This window comes from Caldithrix abyssi DSM 13497 (assembly GCF_001886815.1).
GTDB classification, from domain to species: Bacteria; Calditrichota; Calditrichia; order Calditrichales; family Calditrichaceae; genus Caldithrix; species Caldithrix abyssi.
This window is the reverse complement of record NZ_CP018099.1, coordinates 3,195,343-3,221,389: the sequence shown is the minus strand read 5'-3', so window position 1 is coordinate 3,221,389 and position 26,047 is coordinate 3,195,343. Positions and strand designations below refer to the sequence as shown.

Genomic DNA, 26,047 nt, shown 5'->3' with positions numbered 1-26,047 from the left:
CATGCATCGATTAGCGGTGGATATTGACCCGATCGCTTTTGTACGAAACAGCTTCAATGACAAATATCCCGATCCCATTCAGGCCGTGGTTCTGGCAGAACTGGGCGGCGCTGAAAGCATTGTCGCTTATTTGCACGATAATCAAAAAACCGTAAAAGAGACGGATATTGTTCTTTTAAAGCATATCGTCAAAACCTATTTAAACATCCGCTGCAACCTGACCGAAGAAAATGTGCGCAAACTGCTGCGCATTAAACCCGATATGGTTACTTTTGTCGCGCCGGGCGAACTGCATGATATTGCGCCGCATCCTCTGAATGTGGACATGTATCCCACCCAATTGCAGGATTTTATCATCGAATTACGCACCAACGGTATTTTGAGTTCGGTGCTGATTGAACCGCAGGTGGAACAGGTAAAGCTGGCCGGCAAGCTGGAATTTGACTATGTTGAGCTGGATGCCACCGGACTGGCCAATGCGGAGGACATGGATTCCGAAATTGCTTTGCTGCAAGAGCTGGATAATCTTTCTCTGGCGGCCAATAAACTGGGCATGGGCGTTAATATCAGCGGAGGCATCGGCTATGATAATATCCGCGATATTACCAAAATGGAAAACATAGAAGACATCATCGTCGGCAAACCGCTCTTTTCCAAAAGTCTGGCTATTGGATTTGAACAGGCTGTGCGAGATCTGATTGCATTGATGTAAAAAGGATTTTGTGAATGAAGATAAAGCATTTTTTACTGATTTGCTTACTGACAACCGCCCTGAACGCGCAGGGCTTTTTACAATATGACTGGCCAGAGGGCGATAAGACCTTTAACGTTTCTGCGTCTAACTGGCAGATGTATGAAATAAAAGAATGGACGCTGAGCGGGCGCGGCAGCGAGACAGAGGAAGTGCAAATACCGTTGCTGGTTAAAAACCGCGATCAACTGACTTTTTCCAGACGCGTTAAGTTGCCAAAAAACTGGCGTTCTGAGCAGACGCTCTATTTGATCACCCAGGGCGTTAACGGTTCCTCTTATTTTTACGTGAACGGCCATATCCTTGGCATTTCGCCCAATTCCCGTAATCCCTTTCGCCTGCAAATCCCCGCTGATTATGTAAAGGAAGATTCCGTTCTGAATATTGAGATCAGGATAAAATTGCCGCAATCAACCGATCGCGGATTTCCGACCATTGTCCACACCTTTTCTGAAGAACGGTACATTGGTCTGGCCTCTCCGCTTTACCTGATTGTAGCCGATCCGCCTGCGGTGAACAATGTTCAATTTAATTTGCAGCACAGCGAGGCGGGCTTTACGCTGAACTACCGCTACGACATTGTTGCCCCTCAAAACATGAAGGCGTTTAAGATCGTTGAGATTATTCAACGAACATCCGATCAAAAAATTTTGTTGCGCAAGCAGCGCTATTCGCGTCAGCTTAACGGAAAAAAGATTACACTGGAAGGACAGTTTGCGCTGGACCCTTCCAATGTCTGGTCTCCGGAAAATCCGCAGATGTTGCGTTTTACTTTGCAGGCCGAGGTGACTTTTGAAAATGGCGTAAAGAAGTTTACGCGCGTTCAGACCTTTGGCGCCAGAAAGATCGAACATGTTCGACAAAAGTTCTACCTCAACGGCCAGCTTGTGCAGATTCGAGGGATCACCATGCACCTGTCGCCGGAAATCTTTGCCGGCAAATCATATTACGCGCAATTGCGGCGGTTGTTGAATTTTGCCCGCGGTCAGGGATTTAATGCTCTGCGTCTGGCGCATTTTTTACCTGATGAACCGCTTTTGCGTCTGGCCGATTCTCTGGGACTGATGGTGTTTGCGGAGTTTCCTTTGTGGCGCTTTCCGTCTGAATTTTTTAATGAAAACTTTTTGCTGGAGGCGGCTAAAAATGTGGGCCATCAAATACGCCATTTTTACGCCGGCCATCCTTCGTTAACGGCTATCGGACTGGGGCAGGAAATACCACTGCATGTTCCCGTAGCACAAAAGTTCATGTTTATCTTAAACGGCAAATTAAAGGCCGGACCTGGCGTTTTAACTTATATTTCGCCCATTCCCGGTTTTCCTCTGCCGCCGGAGCGCGTTGCCGATTTTTATATTTACGACCGCTACCGGCCAGTACTCTTTTTAAATGCGAACCAGCATTTGCAGGCTTTTTCATTGATGGGTAAAATAGGATTTTTAACGGCCGATCTTTTACAGATGGAAAATTCCGAAATAACGCATCAGATCAACCGCGGCCTTTTAATACGCAATGAACTCTACAAATCGATTAATGACATCCAGCCTAATGGCGGGTTTGTGGAATGTCTGTTCGACTGGCGCACCGAATATCCGAACGACCTGGGCGCGGCGGACAGCGCCGGAAATGTTACGCCCCATGGTTTTTTGGACCTGAACGGCGATCCCAAGCCCTGGACAAAGCTGCTGGGAAATCCCTGGCTGCAAAACGAAACGGCAATTAATGATCGCTATTTCACGCAGCAGCCTAAGACCAACTTTTTCTCCATTCTGGTGACCTTTAGCGCCATCCTGTTTTTTGCCATCTATCGGCGCGTACCCCGCCTGCGAGAAAATTTCAGGCGCTCGCTCAGACATTCGTACGGATTTTTTGTGGATTTACGCGAAAGACGGATCATACCCTTTTTTAATTCCATTACAGTAAGCACGTTTATCGCCCTGATTGCCGCTGTCTTTTTGGCCTCGCAGATTTATTTTTTCCATAAATCGCTCTGGTTACAGGAAATACTGTCGGTCATTCTGATTCCTCTTGGCCTGTTTAAACGTTACCTGGAGTGGAGCCGTGACAAACTGTTAATAACCGCTTTGTTGTTTTTGTTTTTCGTTTTAATTCCGGTGATCGGCGCTTTTGTTTTGAAAATTTTGGCCTGGATCAACCGCTCAAAAATTCGCTACCGTCAGGGATTTGCCATCATCGCCTGGGCTGGGGCGCCTTTTGTCTGGTTTTTTCCGTTTAGCCTGATAAGCTACCACTGGTTATTGTATCAACAGCCGCTACAGTGGTTGTGGATTATCTTTGGCATTTTTGCCTTTTGGACGCAAATACGCCTCATTAATGGCATTCACATTTTATTTATTGCCAAAACTTCCAGGGTCTTCTCAATTTTATTGTTGTGTTATTTCATTCCAATTCTTATCTTTTGGGCTCTTTTTAATCCGCCTGGTTACTGGGTCGATTATTTACAACTATTGATGAAAGCACAGAGTTTGTTTTAAGGAGCGCGATGTATCTTTCAAGATTACAATTATTGGGTTTCAAATCTTTTGCCCAAAAAATCAAATTAGATTTTAACGAGGGGATTTCTTGCATCATCGGGCCGAATGGTTCCGGAAAATCTAATATTGTTGACGCCGTGCGTTGGGTTCTGGGCGAACAAAGGACCAGCGTGTTGCGCAGCGATAAAATGCAAAGCGTGATTTTTAACGGCACGCGAACGCGCAAACCGATGGGCATGGCCGAAGTCTCCTTAACCATTCAGAACAACAAAAAAATCCTCAAAACAGAATTTGACGAAGTGATCATCACGCGCCGCCTTTACCGTTCGGGCGAAAGCGAATATTTGATCAACAACAGCGTGGTGCGCTTAAAAGATGTGCTCAACCTGTTTATGGACACCGGTCTTGGCCCTAACTCGTATTCGGTGATCGAGTTGAAAATGGTGGAGTCCATCCTGAGCGAGAATAAAGCCGAACGGCGCCTGTTGTTAGAAGAAGCGGCGGGCATCGTTAAGTACAAAATCCGGCGCAAATCGGCTTTAAGAAAGTTAGAGGACACGCGAACCGACCTGGTGCGCATCAACGACATCATCAGCGAGGTGGAAAAAAAGGTGAACTCGCTTTCGCGTCAGGTGGGCAAGGCCAGACGCTACATCGCTTATTCCGATGAATTGAAAAAATTGGACATCGACCTGTGCCGCTATCGTTTTCATGCTCTGTTAGATGAAATCAGACCCTTAAAACAGCAGCTGCAGGAGATCAGCAAAATAAAAGAAGAAAGCCACCATCAAATTACCATAGACGAAGCGCTGCTGGAAGATTACAAACGCGAACAAATTCAACTCGAACAAAAGATTCAGCAATTTAATATTCAGATCAGCGCCCTGAGCGAACAGCTCGCCAAATTGAATCAGGATCAGGCGGTGGCCGAAACGCGTAAAGAGCAGTTAATGCAGAACAAGGCGCGCTACATCGAAGATATCGATCAGGCCGAGCAAAAAATCAAATTGCTGAAAGAAAATCTGAAAACCTACCAGATCGAGATCGATGAGATTGTGCGCCAGAAGGAAGAGGCCGAGCAAACCCTGGCCGAAATTGAAGCGCAGCGCCAGGCCGATCTTGAAATATTGCAAAAAGAAAAACAGGAAATCGATCAGCTCAACCAGGAGTTCCGGCAAAAATTCCAGCAGGTCTCGCAATTTAAAGATTTGCAGGCCCAGCGGGAATATCGCTACCGCTTTCAAACGGAGCAACTGGAAGAAGCCGAAGAGAAGATCGCCGGCTGGCAGCAGGACATTCAGCATCTGGAAACGGAGATCGCCCGTCTTAAAAACAGGCAAAACGAATTTTTAACGGAGCAGGATCGCCTGAAATCGGCCCTCGATCGTTTACAGGAAAAGGTGAAAGCTCTTACCGATCAGCGTAATCAACTGGACCAAAAACGGCGCCAGTTGATGGGCAGCCTGGAAGAGGCCCGTTCGCGTAAAAACTTTTTTGAACAAATTGTAACCAGCTACGAAGGCTTCTGGCAAAGCACCAAATACATCATGACCAACCGCGGGCAGTTTAGCGGAATTAAAGGCACCCTGTCCGATATTATTTCGGCCGATGAACGGGCGACCCTGTTACTAGAAAACCTGCTGGGCGACGCGTTGAACTACGTGCTGGTTGATTCGGTAAAGGCGGCCCGGCAAATCATCGACCACGTTAAAAAAGAAAAGAAGGGACGAATTACGCTTATCCCGCTGGAAAGAGTTCCGCGGCATGGCGCGCCGTTGAATCGACCGGAAGGCCTTCAGTTTTTAAAGGATCAAATTAAGTACGCGCCGGAGTACGAAGACCTGATCGAACTGCTGTTAGGGGATGTAATCATTACGCCCGATCTGGACGAAGCGCTGCAGCTGGCCAACCAATTTCCGCAGTACCGTTTTATTACCGAACAGGGCGAGGCGGTCAATTTTAACCGTGAGATCAGCAGCGGCGAGCTGGCCAAAAAATCCGTTTCCATGGTGGGACGCAAAGAGCAATTAGAGCGTTTGCAAGAACAGGTGGCGGCGCTGGAAAATGAGGTGAACCAGGTAACGCAAAAAATCAGCAAAACCGAACAACAGATCAAACAAACCGGCGACGAAATTCAGAATACCACGCAAAAACTGCAACATCTGCAAAACGAGAAATTGGAGATCGATAAAAAGGAGACGCAATTACAATACGAAATTCAGAAACTGACTCAGGAAACGGAGAATGCCCGTCAGCGGATCGATCGCCTGCGCAAAGAGAATCACGCCCTGAAAAAAGAGATCGAAACGCACAGCGTTGAACTGGAGGAGCTGCAAAAAGAGTTAAACGAGCTGGAAAGGGAGACCATTACGCGCACCTCCGAATACGAACGCAAAAGCGAGGCCATGGAGTATTTGCTGGAAGAGGTGCAAAAGGCGCGCTTAAAAGCCAACAATATGCGCAATCAATACGAGAACCGGCGAGCCGATATTCAACGCACAGAACGATCCATTGCCGATTTGACGGCGGAAATTGAACGAAAACGTAATGAGATCAAAAACATCAACGAAACATTGACGCAAATTGATATCGACGCCGAAAAGCGCAAAGAGGATCGTGAAAAATTGTGGGCCAGCAGAGACGCGCTGGAAGACGAAAAGCAAAAGATCGAACAGACTTACCAGGAATTAAGAGCCAAAATCATTGAGCTGGAGGAACAAACGCGCGCTTACAGACGCCAGCATGATTCAACCGTTGAAAAAAGCAAACAATTGGAACTTAAAATACAGGAAAACGAGTATAAAGCGGAGAGCATTCGGGAATACGCCCTGAAGGAATATTCGGAAGACGTGGAAATTGGTATTCCTTATCAGGATTTTAACGAGCAGGAAGCGGAAGAGCGGATTGAAATGTTAAGGATGCGCATCAAAAACATGGGACCCGTCAATCCGCTGGCAGTTCAGGAATACGAAGAAGAAAAGGAGCGTCTCGACTTTCTGGTGAAACAAAGAGACGACCTGTTGCAGGCCGAAAAGTCGTTAATTGAAACCATTGACAAGATCAATAAAACGGCCAGAGAACAGTTCATGACGACCTTTAATCAGATCAAGGAAAATTTCGAAAAGGTTTTTAAATCCTTTTTTGAAAACGGCGAGGGAACCATTGAGCTGGAAGAAGAGGCGGACCCTCTGGAAGCGGACATTATCTTTAAAATCAGAACCAAAGGAAAGCGCCTGCAAACGCTTACCCTGCTTTCTTCGGGCGAAAAAACACTAACCGCCATCTCTCTGTTGTTCGCCATTTATCTGGTAAAGCCGAGTCCGTTTTGTATATTAGACGAGGTTGACGCGCCGCTAGATGATATCAATATCGGTCGCTTTACGGAAGCGTTGAAACAGTTCTCTAAAAACACGCAATTTATCATTGTTACGCATAACAAGCGAACCATGGAAGCGGCCGAAACCCTTTACGGCGTAACAATGGAAGAAGAAGGCGTATCGAAAATTGTATCGGTTAAATTTAATTAAAAAGGTGTTGCCATGAAACGTAAATTAATATCCGCATTGATGATATTTGTTCTCCCTGCGCTTGTTTTGGCGCAAATGAATTTTGTACCCATTAATGTGGATTATGCTTCTTTTAAGGAAACCGATTCCAGTTCTTATGTAGAAGTTTATGTCTCTATCTTTCAGGGGAATTTAATCTACAAGGCGCTCGATGACAGTACCTTTCAGGCCAATTTTACCAGCCATCTCGAAATTTTTGATACGGATGGCAATCTGCTGAAAAGTTTTTCCCACAATCTGAAAAATACCGCGCAGGACACGGCTCAAATGAATCGCTACAACCAGTTTGTGGATATCTTTCCCCTGTCTTTGCCTTACGGCAATTACAAGGCTAAAGTACAGTTGACGGATAATGTTTCCAATCGCAGCGGAGAATACATTTTTGACTTGAATACCATTCGCCCCAAAGACGAATTGTTCCTTTCCGATCTTGAGTTCTGCATGAATTTAAAGAAGGCGGAAAGCAAAGACCGTTTTTACAAGAACGGTTTGTACGTGGTGCCCAATCCGCGACCGGTGTTTGATATTTTGCAGCCCATGCTCTATTATTACATTGAGCTTAACAATCTGTCATTTGATCCTGAGCGAGAGACGCGCTACCGCGTTCAGTATTTTGTCATTGACAACAAAGGAGACACGGTTAAAACAGGGCAGCAAAAGATAAAGAAAATTATTCGGCCGGATCTGGTTGAAATTGGCGGATTTAACGTTATGGCCCTGCCCCAGAACGGCTATTTTCTGGCCATTCACGTAGAAGACCTGGAAAGCGGCAAACAGGCCACCGCCCGCAAGTCATTTTATGTGTACAAAGGCAAACAAATAGAAAAAACAGAGGCGCAGTTCTCCGGAGAGATGCCGGAAATTGACGAAGCGCTGGTGCTGTTAACCAAAGAACAATTGAAAAAAGAATTTGAAATGGCCAAATACATCGCCACCCGTCAGGAAGAGAGGATGTTCAAAAACTTAGATAACGCCAACGCCATGCGTAAGTTTTTAACGCAGTTCTGGTACCGGCGGGACAAGATGAATCAAACGCCATTTGGAACCACGCGCATCAACTATTTGCGTAGAGTAGAAGAAGCGAATCGGCGCTTTAGGGCCATGGGTAGAGAAGGCTGGCAGACGGACAGAGGCCGGGTGTTGTTGATTTACGGCGAGCCGGATGAAATCGAGCGCCATCCCAGCTCCATGGATTTACTGCCTTACGTTATCTGGTACTATCATAATCTGGAAGGCGGGGCCGAATTTGTTTTTGCCGATCAGCGCGGCTTCGGAGAGTACGAACTCATCCATTCCAGCTATCGCAAAGAGCTGCAAAATCCGAACTGGCGGGAAATTATTACCAAAAAGTCCGGCCTGATGCAGCAAGGCGAGCGGTTTTAATTAAAAGTGCGGGATTTCTCTCTTTCCCCTCCGGGAGGCTGTTGCAAATTCAGTTTGAGTAAAATTCAAAAAATTTGTAAATTCTGGGCGACAGATAAAACAAGTAATAACAAAGGAATTCCATGAGTTTTATTACTTATAATCGCTCACAAATGAATCTCTTTGGCTATAGTGTGGAAGATTTTGCCAGAGACGATCCAAAGAGTCGATTTGTAGTGGAGTTGGTTTCGCGCCTTGATTTAAGTGCACTTTATTCCCGTTATAGTTCGCAAGGCGGTGATTCTTATGCCCCAGACATGATGCTTGCCTTATGGTTTTATGCTTATAGTAACGGCATTACCAGCACCCGTAAGCTGGAGGAATTGTGTAAATTTGATACGCGCTACATTTATATCACTGGGAATCAGCATCCGGATCATAGTACATTAAGTCGTTTTCGCAAGGCACATTTGGATTTATTAGACCAATATTTTGTAGAGATACTTTTAATTGCCCAGGCCGAAGGCATAAGTAGTTTCAACCAGATAGCCATAGATGGCACGAAAATCAAAGCGCACAGCAGTAAGCGTCATGGCTACACTGAGGATCAATTAGACAAACGTATAGAGAAGTTAAGAGCAGAGATCAAGCAATACATGCAGCGCTGTAATTTTGTAGAACAGGGGGCCACGGATGAATTAGATTTAGAAACTCTTCGAGCGGAGAAAGAACGGCTTGAGCGCTTAGAGAAAGAGATATTAGAACGTAAAGCCCAATTGAAAGAGCGTAAGAAACAGCTCAAATCAGAACATCGTTCAAGACATCAAATAAATGTAAAAGAGCCGGATGCCCGCATGATGCCTTCGGTGGATGGGCCGGGTTATAACGCACAATTAGGCGTAGATATGTCCAGTCATTTAATTGTAGCCCATGAAGTGGTAAGCCAGCCCAACGACCAGGGTCAATTCATACCGATCCAAGAACAAGTAGAGAAGAATCTTGGTTCAGATGATAAGCGATCTTACACAGCCGATTCCGGTTATCACAATAGCGCAGACCTAAAAGAATTGGAAGAAAAGCAGATCGATGCCGTAATAGCCGATCCCCAGTTATCCAATCGTTCGATAAAGGAGACACCGACCTCCAAGGAAGAATTGCAAAAAGAAGAAAGAAAACTAAAACGAAGTGATTTTGTGTATCATGAACAGGGAGATTACTATGAATGTCCGGCGGGTAAGAAGCTTTTTCCAGTTGAGAGGAATAGCGAACGGATCGTATATCGTTCCAATGATTGTCAGGACTGTCCCTTAATTAATTTATGCATTTCCAGTAAAAAGAAAGTTAAGCAAATCCATCGTTCAGTTAATGAGAGTTATTGCGAACGTATGGCGAAAAAGTTACAAACTTCAGCGGCGCAGGAACGACTAAAAAAGCGTTCGGTGACAGTTGAACCTGTTTTTGGTAATTTGAAGCATAATTTAGGCTATCGTGGATTTTCCTTATCTGGTCTTAATAATGTTCGTAGTGAATTTACGTTAATGTGTATTGGGCATAATATTAATGTTCTATTTAAAAATATGTTAGGGAAACGTTTAGCAGCGTTTATAAAAGCATCACAAGAAAAAGATGATCTATTAATTTTATTTTCAAAGAATATTTTGGCATTTTTAATTCTATATTTTGCCCAACGTTTAAGAATGAGAAAAAATTATCAATATCGGAGAATATAAACATTAATTCCTCCCCCCCCCCATGCAACAGCCTCCCGGGAGGGAGAGAAATCTTTTTTAAAAGACGATTGTGAAAATCTGGCTTCTGTTTAAAACAGACGGCCCGAAAAATTCAACCAATGTTAAACGCAAATCTTTAATCGTAAGAATCGAACAACCGTGAACAATAGCTCAGCGCCTGAAATTCTACTCATCGACAATTACGATTCTTTTACCTACAATTTGTACCATTACCTCGTGCGGGCCGGCGCCAGAGCGGTGGTTAAATTGAACGACGATCCACGGCTGGCTGAGCATGCCGCTGAGGCCGATGGACTGGTGATTTCTCCCGGTCCATCCAGACCAGAAAATGCCGGCACTACGCCGCAAATCGTTAAAGCATTTTACGATCAAAAGCCCCTTCTGGGCGTCTGTCTGGGTATGCAAATCATTAACGAGGTTCTGGGAGGAAAAACCATTCGCTCACAAACGCCGGTTCACGGCCAAAGCTGTCGCGTAAAAATCATCCATCCCTCTCCATTATTTGCCGGTTTGCCCGCCACTTTTCAGGCCGCCCGCTACCATTCGCTGATCTGCTCCGATATTCCTCCAGAGTTACGTTTAACTTCGGTTTACAAAACAGCGCCCATGTCCTTTGAACACCGCCATTTGCCGCTTTTTGGCGTACAATTTCATCCGGAATCTTTTTTAACGCCCCGGGGGCTGCAGATTATTGAAAATTTTGTAAGGATGGTTCATGATCGACTGGGTTGAACCGTATCTGGAAAAGCTGACGTTCAGGGCCGAAAAAGAAGGGGCTTTTACCTCTGGCGGCGCCCCCTGCTTTTACTTACCCGGCTGGCAATTGCCGGACGGCCAGAAGGTAGAAATTTACATAGAGCAATTTTTTGCGGTTTTGTCTCCGGCCGGTAGAGAGCAAATTTTAGTGAAACGAGCCGAACAAAGCGAAGAGATTGACGGCGATTTATTCCGGTTGTTAAAGTCAATAGAAGCGCGCCGCGTGCAATCGGAACACTTTTTTTACCTGCTGTTGCTCAGTTACGATTTTGGCGCCGCCCGCAACGGTATTCAGCATGAAATTGATTTTTATTCTTTGCCGGAGTGGTATTTGATTTTGCCGGCCAGGGGATACCTGCGTTACGGGGATGCGAATCAGGTTTTGCGTTTTGATGCGGGGAGCGCCGGGCTGGCCTGCAGACCGCCGCTACAAACATTGGCGCAGGGAAATGGAGCGGCGCAAAGCGAACCTCAAACCGGCTATCTAAAAAAAATTCAGCGCATTCGCGATTTAATCGCCAGCGGAGAATTTTACCAGCTCAATTTTACTTTGCGTTTCAGTAAACCGGCTGACCGGCCTGGTTTTGAAATCTTTAAAGAATGGTACAAAAAAACAGGGGCGCCGCGCAGTTTTTACCTGGCGCTTTCGGAAGCGGAAATACTATCCATCTCTCCGGAGCGCTTCTGGCTTCAGAAGGGGCAGACGGTTTTGACTGAACCCATTAAAGGGACAATCAAACGTTCTGCCGATGCCGGGGAAGATCTGCGGTTAAAGCAGCTGCTTTTAAAGTCAAAGAAAGATCGCGCCGAGCTGGACATGATTACCGACCTTTTACGTAATGATCTTGCAAAAGTCTGCCGTACCGGTTCGGTTCTGGTAAAAAAACGGCACGATTTGCGCACTTTCAGTCACGTGCATCACCTGGTGTCGGAAGTCAGGGGCAGGCTTTTGCCAGGAAAGGATTTTGTTGACCTGATAGATGCGACCTTTCCGGGCGGCTCCATTACCGGGTGCCCCAAGATAGCCGCCATGCAGTACATTAACCGTCTTGAAGCCCATAATCGTTCCTTTTACACGGGCTCGTTTTTTCTGCGCTTCCCCTTGCGGAATGTGACCGATTCCAGTATACTTATCCGCACCGCCATTTTAAAGGATGGTTATGTGCACTACCAGGCCGGGGGAGGCATTGTCATCGATTCCGAGCCACAAAAAGAATACGAAGAGTGCCTGGCCAAGGCCGCGCCGTTTTTAAAGGATTAAAATCTAAAGCGAGGTATTATGCTCATTTTTGAAAACAATTCCTGGCAGCAAGAGCCGCTTCGATTTTCTCTGCTGTCGTTACTCAGCAGCGGACAGGCTTTGTTCGAAACGATTTACTACGAACAGGGCGTCCTCTATTTCTGGGAAGAACACCTTGCGCGTCTGCAGAACAGTTTGAATGATTTTCAGGCGAGAGTAAACTGGCCGGATTTAAAAACGATCATTTTAACGCGCCTGCAAAATGAATCTGCCTACCGCCAGGCGCGCGTTAAACTAATTTGTTTGCTGCCGCTGGATCGGCGAAATGTTAAAATCAATGCACAACATTTTCTTATTTTGGTCGAAGCCATTTCTCCGTCTCAGAAAGAACCGGCTCCCCTGGCCTTAAAGATTTTTCCTACGCCGTACAATGAGCAGGCGCCCCTGTTACAACATAAAACGATTAACTATGGCTATCATTTTTATTTTCGCGGCCTGGCGCAGCAGCAAGGCTTTGACGACGTACTTTACGTAAATAAACAGGGATTGTTAATGGAAACTTCTATTGCCAATATTTTTGGCGTAAAAGACGGCCGATTGTTCACGCCGCCCGCTGAGGTCGGCATACTGCCCGGAACAGTACGTTCGGTGCTGGTTAAGGAGTTAAAGGCCAGGGAAGCGCTCATTCATATTGATCAATTGCCACAGTATGATTTTTTCTTTGTCAGCAGTTCGGTGCGGGAATTGCGCTTTGTAAGGCAAATTGATGGGCAAAAATTTGCGCAAAGATATTTGTCTCAATTTAAAACACTGGTTGCAAATTGGGAAGCGATTAAACGAAAGTACCGCCAGAGGTTTTTAAGCGGGTAAAGGGGGATTTGTGGCGACGGTTTGTTGCGCAGTCCGGCTTTCATCCCCTATGCGCTGAGCGTGGTTGAAGAGAGAGTGGAACAGTGAAGAAAGGAAAAGATTTCTCGTCTCCAGCCGGAGTGGGATTCTCGAAATGGCAGGCCGGTGCAAATATTTTGAACTATGGTTTGCTTGATTTTGGGATTCGCAGGATTATCTTTTCCCCGCAATAATAAATCAATAAAATCCTGAAAATCAAGGTTCAAAAACTACCCCTAAACTCCTAAGGCAGCACAGCCGCAACTAAAAACAACCGCAACGTACGCAAAGAAATTTTCTCGCAGATTACGTCAATCATCGCAGAAAATGAATAAACAAAGTATTTTAACCCATCTTGAACAAAATTTAAGCCCAAATCACCAAATTTCCACCTTCGGTTTTTGTAAGTTATTGGTTTTTTTGGATCGAGTTTTCGAGATGTCGTTGTAGTGCCCCATACTATATTGGTTTCCCCCTTGACTTAATTGACTGATATGATTATATTTGAACATGTTTATTAAAGAAGTCACAAAAAAGAATAAAGGGTACGATAAAACCTTCGTTTACCATCAATTGGTCGAATCCTATCGTACTGAAAAAGGCCCAAGACAAAGAAAATTGCTCAACCTGGGCAAGCTTACCATTCCTAAAGACCAATGGAAAACACTTGCCAATCGCATCGAAGAGATCATAAGCGGACAAACTTCACTGATCGAAGTGGATGAGCAAATTGAACAATTAGCCCAGCGCTATGCCTCGCTTTTAATTCAAAACAAACTAAAACAAGAAAAGGTAGAAAAAAAAGAAAGCCCACAGGAAACCGAGACCATTTTTACGGGCTCTGTCAAATTCAGAGATGCTCGCAGTATAGGAGGCGAATACATCAGTTTGATGATGTTAAGAAAGCTTAAGTTCAATGAACTTTTAAAAAAGCTGGGCTTTAAGGAGAAGGATATTAAACTGGCCGAACTGTTGATCGTTGGGCGCCTGGTGCACCCCTCAAGCGAATGGGCGACCTTACGCTGGGTCAAAAAGCAAAGCGCCATCGATGAGCTTTTAGAGTTAGACCTTTCAAGACTTTCTCACAATAAACTTTATCGAATTACGGATCAATTATTAGAACATAAGGACAAAATCGAGAATGGTTTAGTAGAGCAAGAGCGTCTGTTATTTTCCTTGCAGGAAAAGATCATCCTGTACGATTTAACCAATACGTATTTTGAGAGTAGCCGTACCAGTGAACTCAAGGCTCGCGGACGTAGTAAAGATAAGCGTCACGATATGCCCCTGGTTACTTTAGGCCTGGTATTGGATGAGGATGGATTCCCCAAGGAGAGTCGTCTTTTCTCTGGCAATGTTTCCGAACCAGAGACTTTGTCTAAAATTCTGGATACGATAGGCGGCAAAGTCAGGAAATTGATTATTTTAGATGCCGGGATTGCCACAGAAGAGAACTTGCAACTGATCACAAAGCGTGGACACGACTATCTGGTTGTCTCACGCAGTAAACCGGAAATCGAGATCGAAGAAAATGCTTTTAAAGAGATTAATCACGATCAACGCCATAAAGTGGAAGCCTATCTTTACCGTAAGGATAAAGAGCTTTATTTATACTGTCGCAGCGCCTCAAGGCAAAAGAAAGAGGAAGCCATTCGACAATTTCATCAGCAGCGCTTTGAGGCGGAGTTGAAATATGCGGCGGAGAGTTTGCACAAGAAACGAGGCACGAAGAAATATCCCAAGGTTTTAGAACGCATTGGCCGCATAAAGGAACGTCATGCAAAGGTGGCCTATTTTTATGATATTACGGTTGAGCATCACAATGGTATCGTGACAGAGATCAGCTGGAAGATAAAAGATGAGCAAAAGATGGATGATCGATTTTCCGGCACGTATTATTTACGGACGAGTCGTCTGGATTTAACGGATCGTGAGATTTGGCAGCTCTACATCAGTTTAACGGATGTGGAGGATGGATTTCGCTCGTTGAAGAGTGAATTAGGCTTAAGGCCTAATTTTCACCAGAAGGATAAACGCATTGAAGGGCATATTTTCATTTCGATTTTAGCCTTTCATGTATTGATAAGTCTTCAAAAACAATTACATGATGCAGGCGTTTATCATCGCTGGACAACCATTCGTGAATTACTTTCCGTACAGCAGCGAGTAAGCGTGGAGATGAAAACGCAGAAAGGAGATTTATTAGTTATAAGAGATACGACCGAACCGGAGGCGATCCATTATTTAATGGCGCAGGCATTTAAGATCAAGCCCAAGCCATTAGGTATGAAAAAGATAAGAATTTAAATATTGTAGTGGTAATAAAAAAGAACGACATGTTGTTTTTAAATAACTTAAACCGTTTTAGTGTTCAAGATGGGTTAAGCGACCACATAAAGCGCAGAGAAGTCAAAAAGGGCGCAATGAATATTTTAAATTAAATTACCCTTGCTCGCTCGATCCTCACTCCCAGACAAAAGATCAGGAATGAACGTACTTGTAAGGGCGAAGGATTTCCAACCCTACTTTATACAGAGCTCTTTTTTGATATGACTAAAGATTAATACTTACCATCGCTGAATTGTTCTTGGAAATCCTTCGCCCTTACATAAACGGTGGCAGGAATTCACCACATTTGCAGAAACAGGTTTGAAATGACAGGCTAACTATTCAACCATTCAACTAATCAACTATTCAACCAATCCATTGACGGGGGATGAGTTTTTAAAACAGCACAAAAATTTTCAAACGCTTTTCCATTAGATCTTCCAAGGGAAGTATCCTAAACTCCTAAGCTCTTACCCCCCCCCTTCTCCCATCACAGCGGATTTTTCTCGAAAAACTCTTTAACCGCTTCCGCCACTTTTTCCGGGAGACCGGCTTTACTCATCAGCTCATGTTTGCTGGCAGCGGCCACGTTTTTAACTGAGCCGAATACGCGCAGCAATTTTTGTCTGCGCGTGGGGCCCACGCCGGGAATGTCATCCAATGTGGAGTGTAGCGTTCTTTTTGAACGCCTTTTGCGGTGGAAGGTAACGGCAAAACGATGGGCTTCGTCGCGAATTTGTTGCAGCAAACGCAGGCCCGATGATTTCTCCGGCAGAATTCGGGACTCTTTTTCGCCGGGTACAAAAACCTCTTCCAGTCGTTTAGCCAGACCGATGACCGGCTGATCTTCCAGACCCAATTGTTTGAGCACCTGCACGGCGGAGGAGAGCTGTCCCTTGCCGCCATCGACGACGATCAAATCGGGCAGACGTTTTTTTTCGTCAAGCAGTCGGCGGTAGCGTCGGCCGATCACCTCGCGCATCATGGCAAAGTCATCCGGGGTTTGTTTGGTGTTGATTTTAAAACGGCGGTATTCGCTTTTTTTGGGTTTGCCGTTTTCAAAGCATACCATGGAAGCCACGGCGTCGCTACCCTGAATATTGGAGATGTCAAAGCATTCAATGATCAGCGGCGGTTTGGGTAAATTCAGGTCGCGGTGCAGGGCAAGCACCGTAAAGTGAACGGTTTGTTCTTTTTTCATCTTTTGCAGCTGCAACTCGTCCAGTAAAAAGCGGGCGTTTTTAACGGCCATTTGCACTAGTTTGTGCTTTTCGCCGCGCTGCGGCGTCACCACGCGCACCCTGCGCCCCGATTCCCGCGTAAGCCAGCTTTCCAGAGCCGAGGCAGATTCCAGAGCGGTCTGAACAAAAATCTCCTGAGGCCGGTCCTGATTGGAAAAATAGTACTGGTTTAAGAATTCTTCCAGCACTTCTGCATCATTCTTCCAGCCGACCTGCTTCAGATAAAAATGTTGTTTGCCGATGATCTTGCCTTCGCGGATTTTAAAAACCACCGTGCAGGCATCCTGATCTTCCAGGGCAATGGCAAAAACATCCCGGTCTTTAAAATCGCCCTGAACGATTTTTTGATTGTTACGGTACTGTTCCAGCGCCTTAAGGCGATCGCGCACCAGCGCCGCTTCTTCAAATTCCATTCTGGCGGCCAAGTCGGCCATTTGTCGTTTAAGCTCCTTGCTCAACTCGTCCGTTTTCCCTCGCAAAAACTTGCGCACCTGCTCGATCATTCGCGCGTAATCTTCTTTGCTTTGCAGCCCCTGGCACGGCCCTTTACATTTTTTGATGTAATAGTCCAGGCACAAATCGACCTTCTTTTTTTCGATGACCTGCGGCGTGAGCTGGAATTTGCAAGAGCGAATGGGAAAGATTTGCCGTAAGGTTTTTAGGACGTAACGAACGTTTTTTACGTCTGTGTAAGGACCAAAATATTCCGATCCGTCGCGCACAATTTTACGCGTGACAAAAACCTGCGGAAAATCTTCGCTGGTGATGCGGATGAAAGGGTAGGTCTTGTCGTCGCGTAAATTGACATTGTAGCGTGGTTTGTGCTCTTTGATCAGATTGTTTTCGAGGATTAAGGCTTCCACTTCTGAATCGGTGACAATCCACTCAATGTCGGCAATTTTCTTAACCAGGGCATTTAAACGCGGGTGAAACGGCCGGGATTTCTGAAAATAGGAGCGTACGCGGTTTTTGAGCACATTGGCTTTGCCCACGTACAAAATGGCGCCGCTTTGATCCTTAAACAAATAACAACCTGGTTTTGCCGGGATGCGCGATAATTTATCTTCTAACTTCATCTGTTGCTGTTTTTTTGTTTTGTTTTGATTAATCTAACTAAATTTTATGGTATTTTCTATTCTTTTAAGCGGGTTAGTAGAGTTAAGGGTGTAAGAGGTGAATGGTTGAATGGTCAACGGGCTGTCTTTCTGAACGGAGCGACAGTCGGAATCCACTGCAAAGTGAAAGGGAATCCCGCTTGCGCGGGAATGACGTGGAAAGGTGGGAGGGGATTCCCGCTTGCGCGGGAATGACTGCCTGGTGTCATTCCGGCCGAGCGCAGCGAGAGCCGGAATCCCCTGAAGGAGGGATGGGATTCCTGCGTTCGCAGGAATGACTGGTTGACGTGCAAAGGTGAAAGGGATTCCCGCTTGCGCAGGAATGACTGGCTGGTGTGTCAGGGATTCCTGCTTGCGAGGGAATGACGGTGGGGGGGCGGGAATGACATGGAAAGGCCCGCTTACGCATGATTGAATTAAAGGTTCTCAGGATGCGTTTTTTCTCCTTAGAGATTAATTAATTAAAAATCAAAAAATTATGATGTCAGGCTAAAAAGGATTTTTTAGTATTCCAGTAAGAGAATCCTTGAAAAGTAAGATTGTTTTTATTGCCGTTATAAGATTTTTCTCTTCGTTCCAAATGACGGTTCTCCCCTTTTTAGGGCGAATTCTATTATTTAAAATTAAAATTGACATTAACGCTTAAAAATATTAAAATTGTTAGCTGATTTTTTAATATAAAGGAGGCAGGCTATAGATAAAAAGATTAAATGTCCGGAATGCGGCGCCCATATTGTTGAGGACGCCAATTTTTGTCCGAAATGCGGGGCGAAAATTAAAGACAATTTAAAGGCCGCCCCTGTAAGCGAGGGGGGATTAAGCCGCAAAGCAATAGTTGCCCTGAGCGCAACGTTTATTTTTTCTCTTATTGTGGTGCTTTTAATTTTAAGCAGCAATCGAGAAACTTTAAAATCAAGGATGTCTTCGCAAATGCAGCGCCAGGGTTCTCCTATGGAGCAGAATCATCCGGATATGGAAAAAATGCGCCAGATTCAGGAGCTTAAAGATAGGCTAAAACAAGAACCGGAAAACGGCCAGTTGATGGTGCATCTGGCGAATAGTTATTTTGACATTGGTCGTTTTGATCTGGCAAAAATCTACTACAAAAAGGCGATAGAGCATCAGGTAAAAACGCCCGAAGTATTTATTGATATTGGGGTGTCTTACTTTAACCTGGCAAAGCTCGATTCGGCGTTGATGTATGTGGATGAAGCTTTAAAGCTGGAGCCAGACCATCGCCTGGGGCTTTATAACAAGGGCGTTATTGAGTACAATTTAAATAAATTTCAGAATGCAATTATTACCTGGGAAAAATTAATAAAAGTCTATCCCGAGTCTAAAGAAGCGACAACAGTAAAGCAATTTATCGAAGAAGCGAAAAAGAGGTTAAATAAGTCCTAACAAAACGAAAGGAGACCATTAAACATGCCTTGTGGACGGAAGAGAAAACGCGCAAAGATGGCGACGCACAAAAGGAAAAAACGTTTAAGAAAAAATCGTCATAAAAAGAAGATCCGTTAAAAGGTTCATCGACCATGAGCCTTTTTATTTTAGCTAATACAGGCTGATAGATGTGGACAGAAGATACGCACATATTTAGTGTTAGCGAATTAACGCACACCATAAAAAAACTCTTAGAAGAAAACATTCCCACTATCTGGCTCGAAGGAGAAGTTTCCAACTTTAAGGCGCATTCTTCGGGCCATTATTATTTTACGCTTAAAGATGAGCAGGCACAAATTTCGGCAGTTATCTGGCGTTCGCGTGTGTTCAATATCGACTTTAAACTGGAAGACGGAATGCATGTCCAGGCTCTGGGCAATGTGCGTGTATTTGAACGCAGCGGGCGTTACAACTTCGATATCATTCACATCCAGCCGGCCGGTATAGGGCGCCTACAAATGGAGTTTGAACGTCTGAAAAAGCAGTTAGCGGCCGAGGGGCTGTTTGATTCAAAATTTAAAAAGCCCATACCTAAATTTCCGTTGCGCGTGGGCGTGGTTACCTCTGATACGGGGGCGGCCATCAAAGACATTATTAATGTTTTAAGCCGGCGTGCGCCTCATGTGCAAATTATTTTACGGCCGGTGCAGGTTCAGGGCGAGGGGGCGGCCAGAGATATTGCCAGAGCCATTAAGGAATTTAATGAATATGGCAAGGTGGACGTGCTGATTGTCGGGCGGGGAGGCGGCTCGCTGGAAGACCTGTGGGCCTTTAATGAAGAAACGGTCGCCCGCGCCATTTTCGACTCAAAGATTCCTGTTATTTCGGCGGTCGGGCATGAAATCGACTACACCATTGCCGACTTTGTGGCCGACCTGCGCGCGCCGACGCCCTCGGCAGCGGCAGAATTGGCCGTGCCCGATTTCAACGAAATCAAACAAAGTATTCTGCTTTACGGTCAAAGATTAAAACGGGCCGTTGTGCTGAAAATTGAGCGGCACAAACAGCAGCTGGAAAGCATTCGCCGCAGCTACGGATTGCGGCGCCTGGAAGACATTCTGCATCAATACGCCTACCGCGTTGATGAACTAACCAATCAACTGATCAGAAATTACGAACAAAACGTAAGCGCCCATAAACGACATCTGGAACAGATAAATTTGCGTCTTTTGAATTTAAATCCTAAAAAAGTGCTGGAAAGAGGTTACAGTATTAGCTATATTAACGGGCAGGTATTAAAAGATGCCGCCATGGTCAAAAGCGGTGAGGAAATCCGGACGGAATTGTTTAAAGGGGAAATTCTGGGTAGGGTTACCAAAGTAGTAAAAGGGAAGTAATGGCAGCAAAAAAAATGACATTCGAAGAGGCCTTAGCGCGCCTGGAAGAAATTGTCGGAAAATTAGAGAGCGGTGAAATTTCGCTGGACAAAAGCATCAAAGCTTTTGAGGAAGGCCAGAAACTGGTTCAGTTTTGCCTGCAAAAATTAAACGAGGCGGAAACCAAAGTCAAAAAACTTTCGCAAGACGGCGACGGTAATTTTAATTCAAGTGATTTGTAATGGAAAAGAAACCCGTTACCATTGGCATTTTAGTCAATCCGCGTAAAGAACAAATTTTAATCCCTCTCAAAATTTTAGATGACTGGAAAAAAGAAAATTCCGCCCGGGAAATTTCTGTATTACTTTGTTCTTTCGATTCGCCTTTCATTCGGGAGGGGCAATTTCCCTATTTAAAAATACAGCCTGTGCAAAAGATTATCGAAAGCGCCGATTTAATTCTGGCTCTGGGCGGCGATGGTACGATTTTACGCTCTGTGCAGTTTATTGGCCGACGACAGATTCCCATCATGGGCGTGAACCTGGGCGGACTGGGATTTTTAGCCGAAACGTCGCCCGAAGAGGTCATCCAGCATGTGGAAAATTTTTTGAACGGCGCCTGCGTGGTCGAAAGAAGATCGCTACTGCAGTGTGAAGTGTTGGATAGCGATGAAAAATACTTTGCCTTTAACGATTTTGTGGTCGATAAGGCAGGCTTTTCAAGAGTGATTGAAATCGTGACGCGGGTAGATGGCAAACTGCTTAACTCTTACATTGCCGATGCCTTAATCATCTCCACGCCCACGGGTTCTACGGCGTATTCGCTCTCGGCCGGCGGACCGATCGTCGTGCCCGAAACCAATGTTTTTATTGTCAATCCCATTTGCCCGCATTCTTTAACCAATCGGCCGGTGGTGGTGCCGGACAACAGCACCATCATGTTAACCGTTTATACCGAGTTTAAAGAGATCAAATTGTTTCGCGACGGCCAGTTGATGAAGAGCTTTCCCAACGGTACGCGATTTAAATTGAGTCGCGCCCCCTTTGTGGTAAAACTGGTTAAAATGCAGGATAAAAGTTTTTACGAGACCCTGCGCAGCAAATTACACTGGGGCGAAGACTTCAGAGATAAAAAACGCTGGTCATACCAGAACGGTAAAAACCAATCGGAATAATTCGGCCCGCAAATAATGCCGCCTCCTACCGTGAAAACCTGACTTCATTTTCAGGATCCAGGTCGCTGGTTACCCATTTTTCAAGATGTTTTTTTAAGTAATGAAATCCTTCTTCCGCTGAATTCACGAATTTAAAAAAGTTAAGATCATTGAAAGCAATGGTTCCCCAGCGGGCCATGGCTTCAAAGTCGATGATTTCCTGCCAGTAATCCTGCCCGAAAACGACAATAGGCAGCGGTCGGTGGATCTTGCCGGTTTGTAGTAAGGTCAATACTTCCATTAACTCATCCAGCGTACCAAAGCCGCCCGGAAAAATAATCAACGCTTTAGAAAGATATACCAGCCAGTATTTACGCATGAAAAAATAGTGAAATTCAAAACCCAATTCTTCAGAAATGTAAGGATTGGGTTCCTGTTCATGTGGAAGAGAGATGTTAAGGCCGATGGATTTACCGCCTGCCAGATAGGCGCCTTTATTGGCCGCTTCCATAATGCCCGGTCCGCCGCCGGTGCAAACATAAAGGGCCTGCTTTCCGTTGCCTTTTTCGATGGCCCATTCGGTGAGCAGCCGGGCCAGCTCTGTGGCGTCTTCGTAATATTTGGAAAGGCGCAGGCGTAACCTGGCAGCAGACAGTTCTTTTTCCAGCTCTTCGGAGGGGTGTTCCTCGTACGCATCCGCAATGACTTTTAATTCCTTTTTGGCCACATCGTGCGGCCTGACGCGCGCCGAACCAAAAAATACAACGGTGCTGTGAATGCCAAATTTACGAAAGCGAACGCTGGGCTCAGTGAATTCAGCCAGAATGCGGATGGGACGCGCCTCCGGACTGGTTAAAAATTGAAGATTTTTATATGCTTTTTCCGGTTTTTTTCTGTTGGTAGCCATTTCCATTCTCCTTCATAATGTATGTCCTCTTCAAACCAATTTGGCGAGAATTCCGTCAATTTGTTGCTGCATTTCTTTGACTTCGTTTTCAAACTCCACTAAAAAGCTGTTGTCCTCGATTTTACCCAGAACCGCTTCCATCTCCTGCTCATTCTCATAGGTCATTTTACGATATGGATTGGTGTAATCCTTTTCTCTGGATTTAAAGGCGTTTTTTAATAGTTGTCCGGCTATTTCTTTCACATGCTTTAAAATTTTGCGCAGCCGTTCAAAGGTCAGATCATGGGGCGTAATTTCATACAGGTCTAAAAGACTGTAAACAGCATGCGACCATTTTTGCCGTGGATATGCTTCCCACAACCGGTCGTACCGCTCATGAATTTTTTGCCAGGAATCGAGCAAACCGGATTTAATATCGTCGATTAATTTTTGCACCTCTGCTGCCGGAACCAGTTGTCCGCCTAAATTGACCCACTTTCGGTGATGTTCGGTTAAGCGTTCTTGTAAAGCGGCCGCCAGTTCTTTTTCGGATTTAAACGACTGCGTTTTCAAAAATTCGTACAAGGCCAGCCCGCCGTAATAGGCGATCATTTGATAATAAAGATGCAGTCCCTGAGCCGGCTTTAACACACGGGCTTTTCCGTGGTAAACAAAATCATTCAAAACAACCTGCAGTTTGCCATCAATACTGTTTTGTTGTTCGATGATTTCCGCGATGGAAAATTCTTTTCCGGCAGCCTGGCAAATGCCCTGCCGCAGAATTTCTATGCCGCTGATCATGGATTCTACCGTGTCCGGCGCAAGATAATCCGTTTCGATGTGCTGTTCTTTGATTACCCGTTTGTCTCTATTTTTAAATTTCCAGCTGTTGCGCGCCAGGGCGTACATATTGTGTTTAAACCAGTAGCCGGGATAGATATTGATCTCGTTCGCTTTGTCTGCAGGACTCACCAGGGCAAAGGGCAGTTTAATGTTTAGTTCGCTGTAGTAGGTACCCTTGGCAACCAGGGCAAAGGGTGCAAAATAGCTGTTGTGTTTAAAATTACTGCACAGCCCTGGCCAAAACCCGCGTTCGGCGATGATTTCTCCGTCCGGAGCGCGGGAGTTGTGATTGGAGCCGATGGTGGCTCCGGCCGCAATATTGGCCTGCCCCTGAACGGTGGCCGCAATCAAAAAGGAGTTGTTGTGGTGCTGTTCGTGGAAGGGAAAGATCAGGTTGTTGAGCACCTCGCAACAGGAGATGGTGGAGTTATCGCCCAAAAAGGAGTTTAAAAGCCGGGCGCCGTATTTTAGCTGAACATTTCGTCCTGTAATAAATCGTACCGCTTTAACCCCGTAAAAAATTCTGTTCCCGTAACCAATAATTCCGTTAACCAGCTCCACGCCTTCACCAATTTGAGAAGGTTCGTCGGCGCTGGATTGAATGGTTAGGTTTTTTAATTTATTGGCGCCTTTTACGTAACAATAGGAACCAAAATTAACGTTTTTGATGATGCGGCTGTTTTTAATGACACAGTGGTCTCCCACCTCGCCGTAATAGCCGCGACGCGTATCGCCTAATTTATCGGTCAGTTCCTTGAGCTTTTGTTGAAATTTCCTGTCAGCCCGGTTTCTGGACCAGATGTAAGCATCGGCCGGCAAAATGCCCACAAAGGGCAAAATGGCTCTGTTGCCGTTCTCGTTGGCCAGTTCAATCCAGATGCGCACATCCTCTGTTTCGCCTTCTTTAACGATTCCGTTCCCGAACTTGGCGTTATCTACCGTGATCATTTCATCCAGATTGAATAAAATAGTGTGATGACCAATAATGTAATGCGATAGATATCTTACATTCCGCACAACCACATTATCGCCTAAATCGCAGGAGATGATGGTGCTGTTGTAAAGTCCCACGGGCAGGCGTAATTTGTGGTAAGCCAGATAGCCCGATTGAAGATCGCCGATGCGCACCAGGCCCCAGAACTCACAATTTTTTACCAGGTTGGGATTAAAATGATCTGTAACCAGCACCCTGTCCCAGCTTTCGGCCGAATTGTTGTGTTTGACCAGGATTTCGATTTCCCTGGAAGTAAGGTTTCGGAAGCGGCTTGAATCGCTCTGACGATTTCTTAAAAGGTAGGGATTTTCTTTGTCCACCAGAAATTTGCGGGGCACAAAATCGATGCTAAAGTTTTCTAATTTATCCAGTATCACCCTGTCCATTTGCAGTACACTCCTTCCCGAACTGATAATTTTTGCAAATAATAACACAAAAAATCTTAAAAATCTAATATTTATTGCAGAAAACTCTTTTATTCGACCGGATTTGATATTATCTTTAAACACTATTGATTGTTTGGCAAACAAACTAAGAGAAGGGGTAGGATGATAAGAGAAGCAGGATATGGGCCAAAACTGGTTCGCGAATTCAATGAATTAAATATTTTACGCTTTATTAAAAACGACGGTCCGCTTTCACGAGCAGAACTGGCCAAGCGCTACCGGCTTTCGAAGGCTGCCGTTTCAGAAATCATCAGTAATCTTCTGGAAATGGGATATATTCATGAAATTGGCATGGGCAATTCCACCAAGCTGGGCGGTCGCAAACCCATTTTATTGAAATTCAATCCGCGCTCCGGCTTTGCGATAGGAATCGAAATTAAGCGCGACCACGCCAGAGTGGCGCTGAGCGATCTGGACGCTAAAATTTACAATAATGATTATTTTTCATTTAAACCGGGCGCGCCATTGGAAGAAATTGTTCAACAGACCTTTACTTACATCGATAAGTTTTTTAAGATCGATTGGGTGCAAAGAGCCAGACCCATAGGGATTGGCATCGCCATTCCGGGACTGGTTAATTATAAGACGGGTAAGATTCAGGAGTCGGATACGCTTAAAAAATGGGTTGGTTTTCCTTTAAAAGGAAAATACGAAAGCCGCTATAAAATTGAAACCTTTGTCGAAAATGACGTGAAGGCCATCAGCCTTGGTGAGTTTCATTTTGGCACGGGAAAAACAGCGCGCGATATGGTCTATTTGTGGGTCGGCGATGGCGTTGGCGCAGGTATTATCATTAATGGCGAACTGCATCGCGGCGTTTCGGCTTCCGCCGGAGAGGTTGGTTATTACGATGTCGGTTTCCTGATTCGCGAAAAAGGTCATTGTCAACTAATTTACGACGGCCATAAAAACTTTGGCGATATTCTTTCTGAAAAAGTGCTTCTGGAAGGGGCAAAACGCGGACTGCAAGGACAGTTTGCCGGTTATCTGGACGCCGATAATTTAAGCGTCGATTATATTCTGGAAGAGGCCCATAATGACAATCCTCTCGCCTTGCAACTGGTCAAAGAATACGGCTTTTTAGTCGGTGTGGTGTTAACCAATCTTATCAACACACTCAATCCGGAACTGGTTGTCATCGGAGGGCAGTCCATTGCCCACGACCCCTTGCTTTTAAAAATCATCAAGGATCAGATAAAACACGACATTTTGCGTACCCCCAGTCGCATCGTCAAGGTGAAAAAGGCCAAATTAAAGGAAAATGCGGCCATTCTGGGCGCCGTTGCGTTAGTGCTGGAAGACCTTTTTTACAATCAGCGCCTCAATATTTCTAAATATCGCGAACTCTTCAGAAATTAACAGGAACGCCTTTCCTCCGTCGGCTGTTGAGCCAGAAGTGAAATAAGGAACCATTTGATAAATCTTGCCAATGGTTATTCCGACAGCGATGGGCGCCCGCGGTGGGCGTCCCATATT

Annotated in this window: 17 protein-coding genes and 1 pseudogene; 15 read left to right on the top strand and 3 right to left on the bottom strand. The window is 45.2% G+C overall.

Annotated elements, in window-relative coordinates; all coding sequences use genetic code 11:
• Position 1: 1 nt before the first annotated feature.
• The 9 genes from Cabys_RS12610 to Cabys_RS12570 all read left to right on the top strand — a co-directional run bounded on the left by Cabys_RS12610 (position 2) and on the right by Cabys_RS12570 (position 15,113).
• Positions 2-712, top strand: coding sequence for a pyridoxine 5'-phosphate synthase (locus Cabys_RS12610; RefSeq protein WP_006930944.1), 711 nt, complete (start codon positions 2-4; stop codon positions 710-712).
• 14 nt (positions 713-726) lie between these two features.
• Entirely contained in the window at positions 727-3,243 is a 2,517-nt protein-coding gene (locus tag Cabys_RS12605; RefSeq protein WP_006930942.1) for a glycoside hydrolase family 2 TIM barrel-domain containing protein, read from the top strand.
• Positions 3,244-3,251: 8 nt separating this feature from the next.
• Entirely contained in the window at positions 3,252-6,770 is a 3,519-nt protein-coding gene (smc, locus tag Cabys_RS12600; protein WP_006930940.1) for a chromosome segregation protein SMC, read from the top strand.
• A 12-nt stretch (positions 6,771-6,782) separates the two neighbouring features.
• On the top strand, positions 6,783-8,192 hold the full coding sequence (locus Cabys_RS12595) for a GWxTD domain-containing protein (protein WP_006930939.1): 1,410 nt from the start codon (positions 6,783-6,785) through the stop codon (positions 8,190-8,192).
• A gap of 122 nt (positions 8,193-8,314) precedes the next feature.
• Positions 8,315-9,901, top strand: coding sequence for an IS1182 family transposase (locus tag Cabys_RS12590; RefSeq protein WP_071961286.1), 1,587 nt, complete (start codon positions 8,315-8,317; stop codon positions 9,899-9,901).
• A gap of 159 nt (positions 9,902-10,060) precedes the next feature.
• A complete protein-coding gene (locus Cabys_RS12585; RefSeq protein WP_006930935.1) occupies positions 10,061-10,654 on the top strand; it encodes an anthranilate synthase component II in 594 nt (197 codons plus the stop codon).
• Positions 10,638-11,939, top strand: coding sequence for an anthranilate synthase component I family protein (locus Cabys_RS12580; protein WP_006930933.1), 1,302 nt, complete (start codon positions 10,638-10,640; stop codon positions 11,937-11,939). Before Cabys_RS12585 ends, Cabys_RS12580 begins: the two co-directional genes overlap by 17 nt.
• 18 nt (positions 11,940-11,957) lie before the next feature.
• Positions 11,958-12,788, top strand: a complete 831-nt coding sequence (locus tag Cabys_RS12575; RefSeq protein WP_006930931.1) for an aminotransferase class IV — start codon at positions 11,958-11,960, stop codon at positions 12,786-12,788.
• Positions 12,789-13,316: 528 nt separating this feature from the next.
• Positions 13,317-15,113, top strand: coding sequence for an IS1634 family transposase (locus Cabys_RS12570; protein WP_006926703.1), 1,797 nt, complete (start codon positions 13,317-13,319; stop codon positions 15,111-15,113).
• A gap of 511 nt (positions 15,114-15,624) precedes the next feature.
• Here Cabys_RS12570 and uvrC read toward each other — a convergent pair.
• On the bottom strand, positions 15,625-17,451 hold the full coding sequence (uvrC, locus tag Cabys_RS12565) for an excinuclease ABC subunit UvrC (protein WP_006930930.1): 1,827 nt from the start codon (positions 17,449-17,451) through the stop codon (positions 15,625-15,627).
• A 732-nt stretch (positions 17,452-18,183) separates the two neighbouring features.
• Here uvrC and Cabys_RS20740 point away from each other — a divergent pair.
• The 5 genes and pseudogenes from Cabys_RS20740 to Cabys_RS12540 form a co-directional block, all read left to right on the top strand.
• Positions 18,184-18,261, top strand: a pseudogene (locus Cabys_RS20740) (zinc-ribbon domain-containing protein); the annotation flags it as partial.
• 159 nt (positions 18,262-18,420) lie between these two features.
• The gene (locus Cabys_RS12555) at positions 18,421-18,891 is read left to right on the top strand and encodes a tetratricopeptide repeat protein (protein ID WP_044281434.1); all 471 of its coding nucleotides are present in this window, start codon (positions 18,421-18,423) and stop codon (positions 18,889-18,891) included.
• A gap of 170 nt (positions 18,892-19,061) precedes the next feature.
• A complete protein-coding gene (gene xseA, locus Cabys_RS12550; protein WP_006930927.1) occupies positions 19,062-20,270 on the top strand; it encodes an exodeoxyribonuclease VII large subunit in 1,209 nt (402 codons plus the stop codon).
• Entirely contained in the window at positions 20,270-20,491 is a 222-nt protein-coding gene (gene xseB, locus Cabys_RS12545) for an exodeoxyribonuclease VII small subunit (RefSeq protein WP_006930925.1), read from the top strand. Before xseA ends, xseB begins: the two co-directional genes overlap by 1 nt.
• Positions 20,491-21,423, top strand: a complete 933-nt coding sequence (locus Cabys_RS12540; protein WP_006930923.1) for an NAD(+)/NADH kinase — start codon at positions 20,491-20,493, stop codon at positions 21,421-21,423. The genes xseB and Cabys_RS12540 overlap by 1 nt, the downstream gene beginning before the upstream one ends.
• A gap of 25 nt (positions 21,424-21,448) precedes the next feature.
• On the opposite strand, the gene Cabys_RS12535 is transcribed toward Cabys_RS12540, so the two are convergent.
• Together Cabys_RS12535 and Cabys_RS12530 are read right to left on the bottom strand one after the other, a co-directional pair.
• The gene (locus Cabys_RS12535) at positions 21,449-22,309 is read right to left on the bottom strand and encodes an LOG family protein (protein ID WP_006930921.1); all 861 of its coding nucleotides are present in this window, start codon (positions 22,307-22,309) and stop codon (positions 21,449-21,451) included.
• A 30-nt stretch (positions 22,310-22,339) separates the two neighbouring features.
• Positions 22,340-24,511 carry a DUF4954 family protein gene (locus Cabys_RS12530; protein ID WP_006930919.1) on the bottom strand — a complete coding sequence of 724 codons (2,172 nt, stop codon included), beginning with the start codon at positions 24,509-24,511 and terminating at the stop codon, positions 22,340-22,342.
• A gap of 162 nt (positions 24,512-24,673) precedes the next feature.
• Here Cabys_RS12530 and Cabys_RS12525 point away from each other — a divergent pair, with 162 nt between their 5' ends.
• Positions 24,674-25,930 carry an ROK family transcriptional regulator gene (locus Cabys_RS12525; protein ID WP_006930918.1) on the top strand — a complete coding sequence of 419 codons (1,257 nt, stop codon included), beginning with the start codon at positions 24,674-24,676 and terminating at the stop codon, positions 25,928-25,930.
• Positions 25,931-26,047 lie beyond the last annotated feature (117 nt).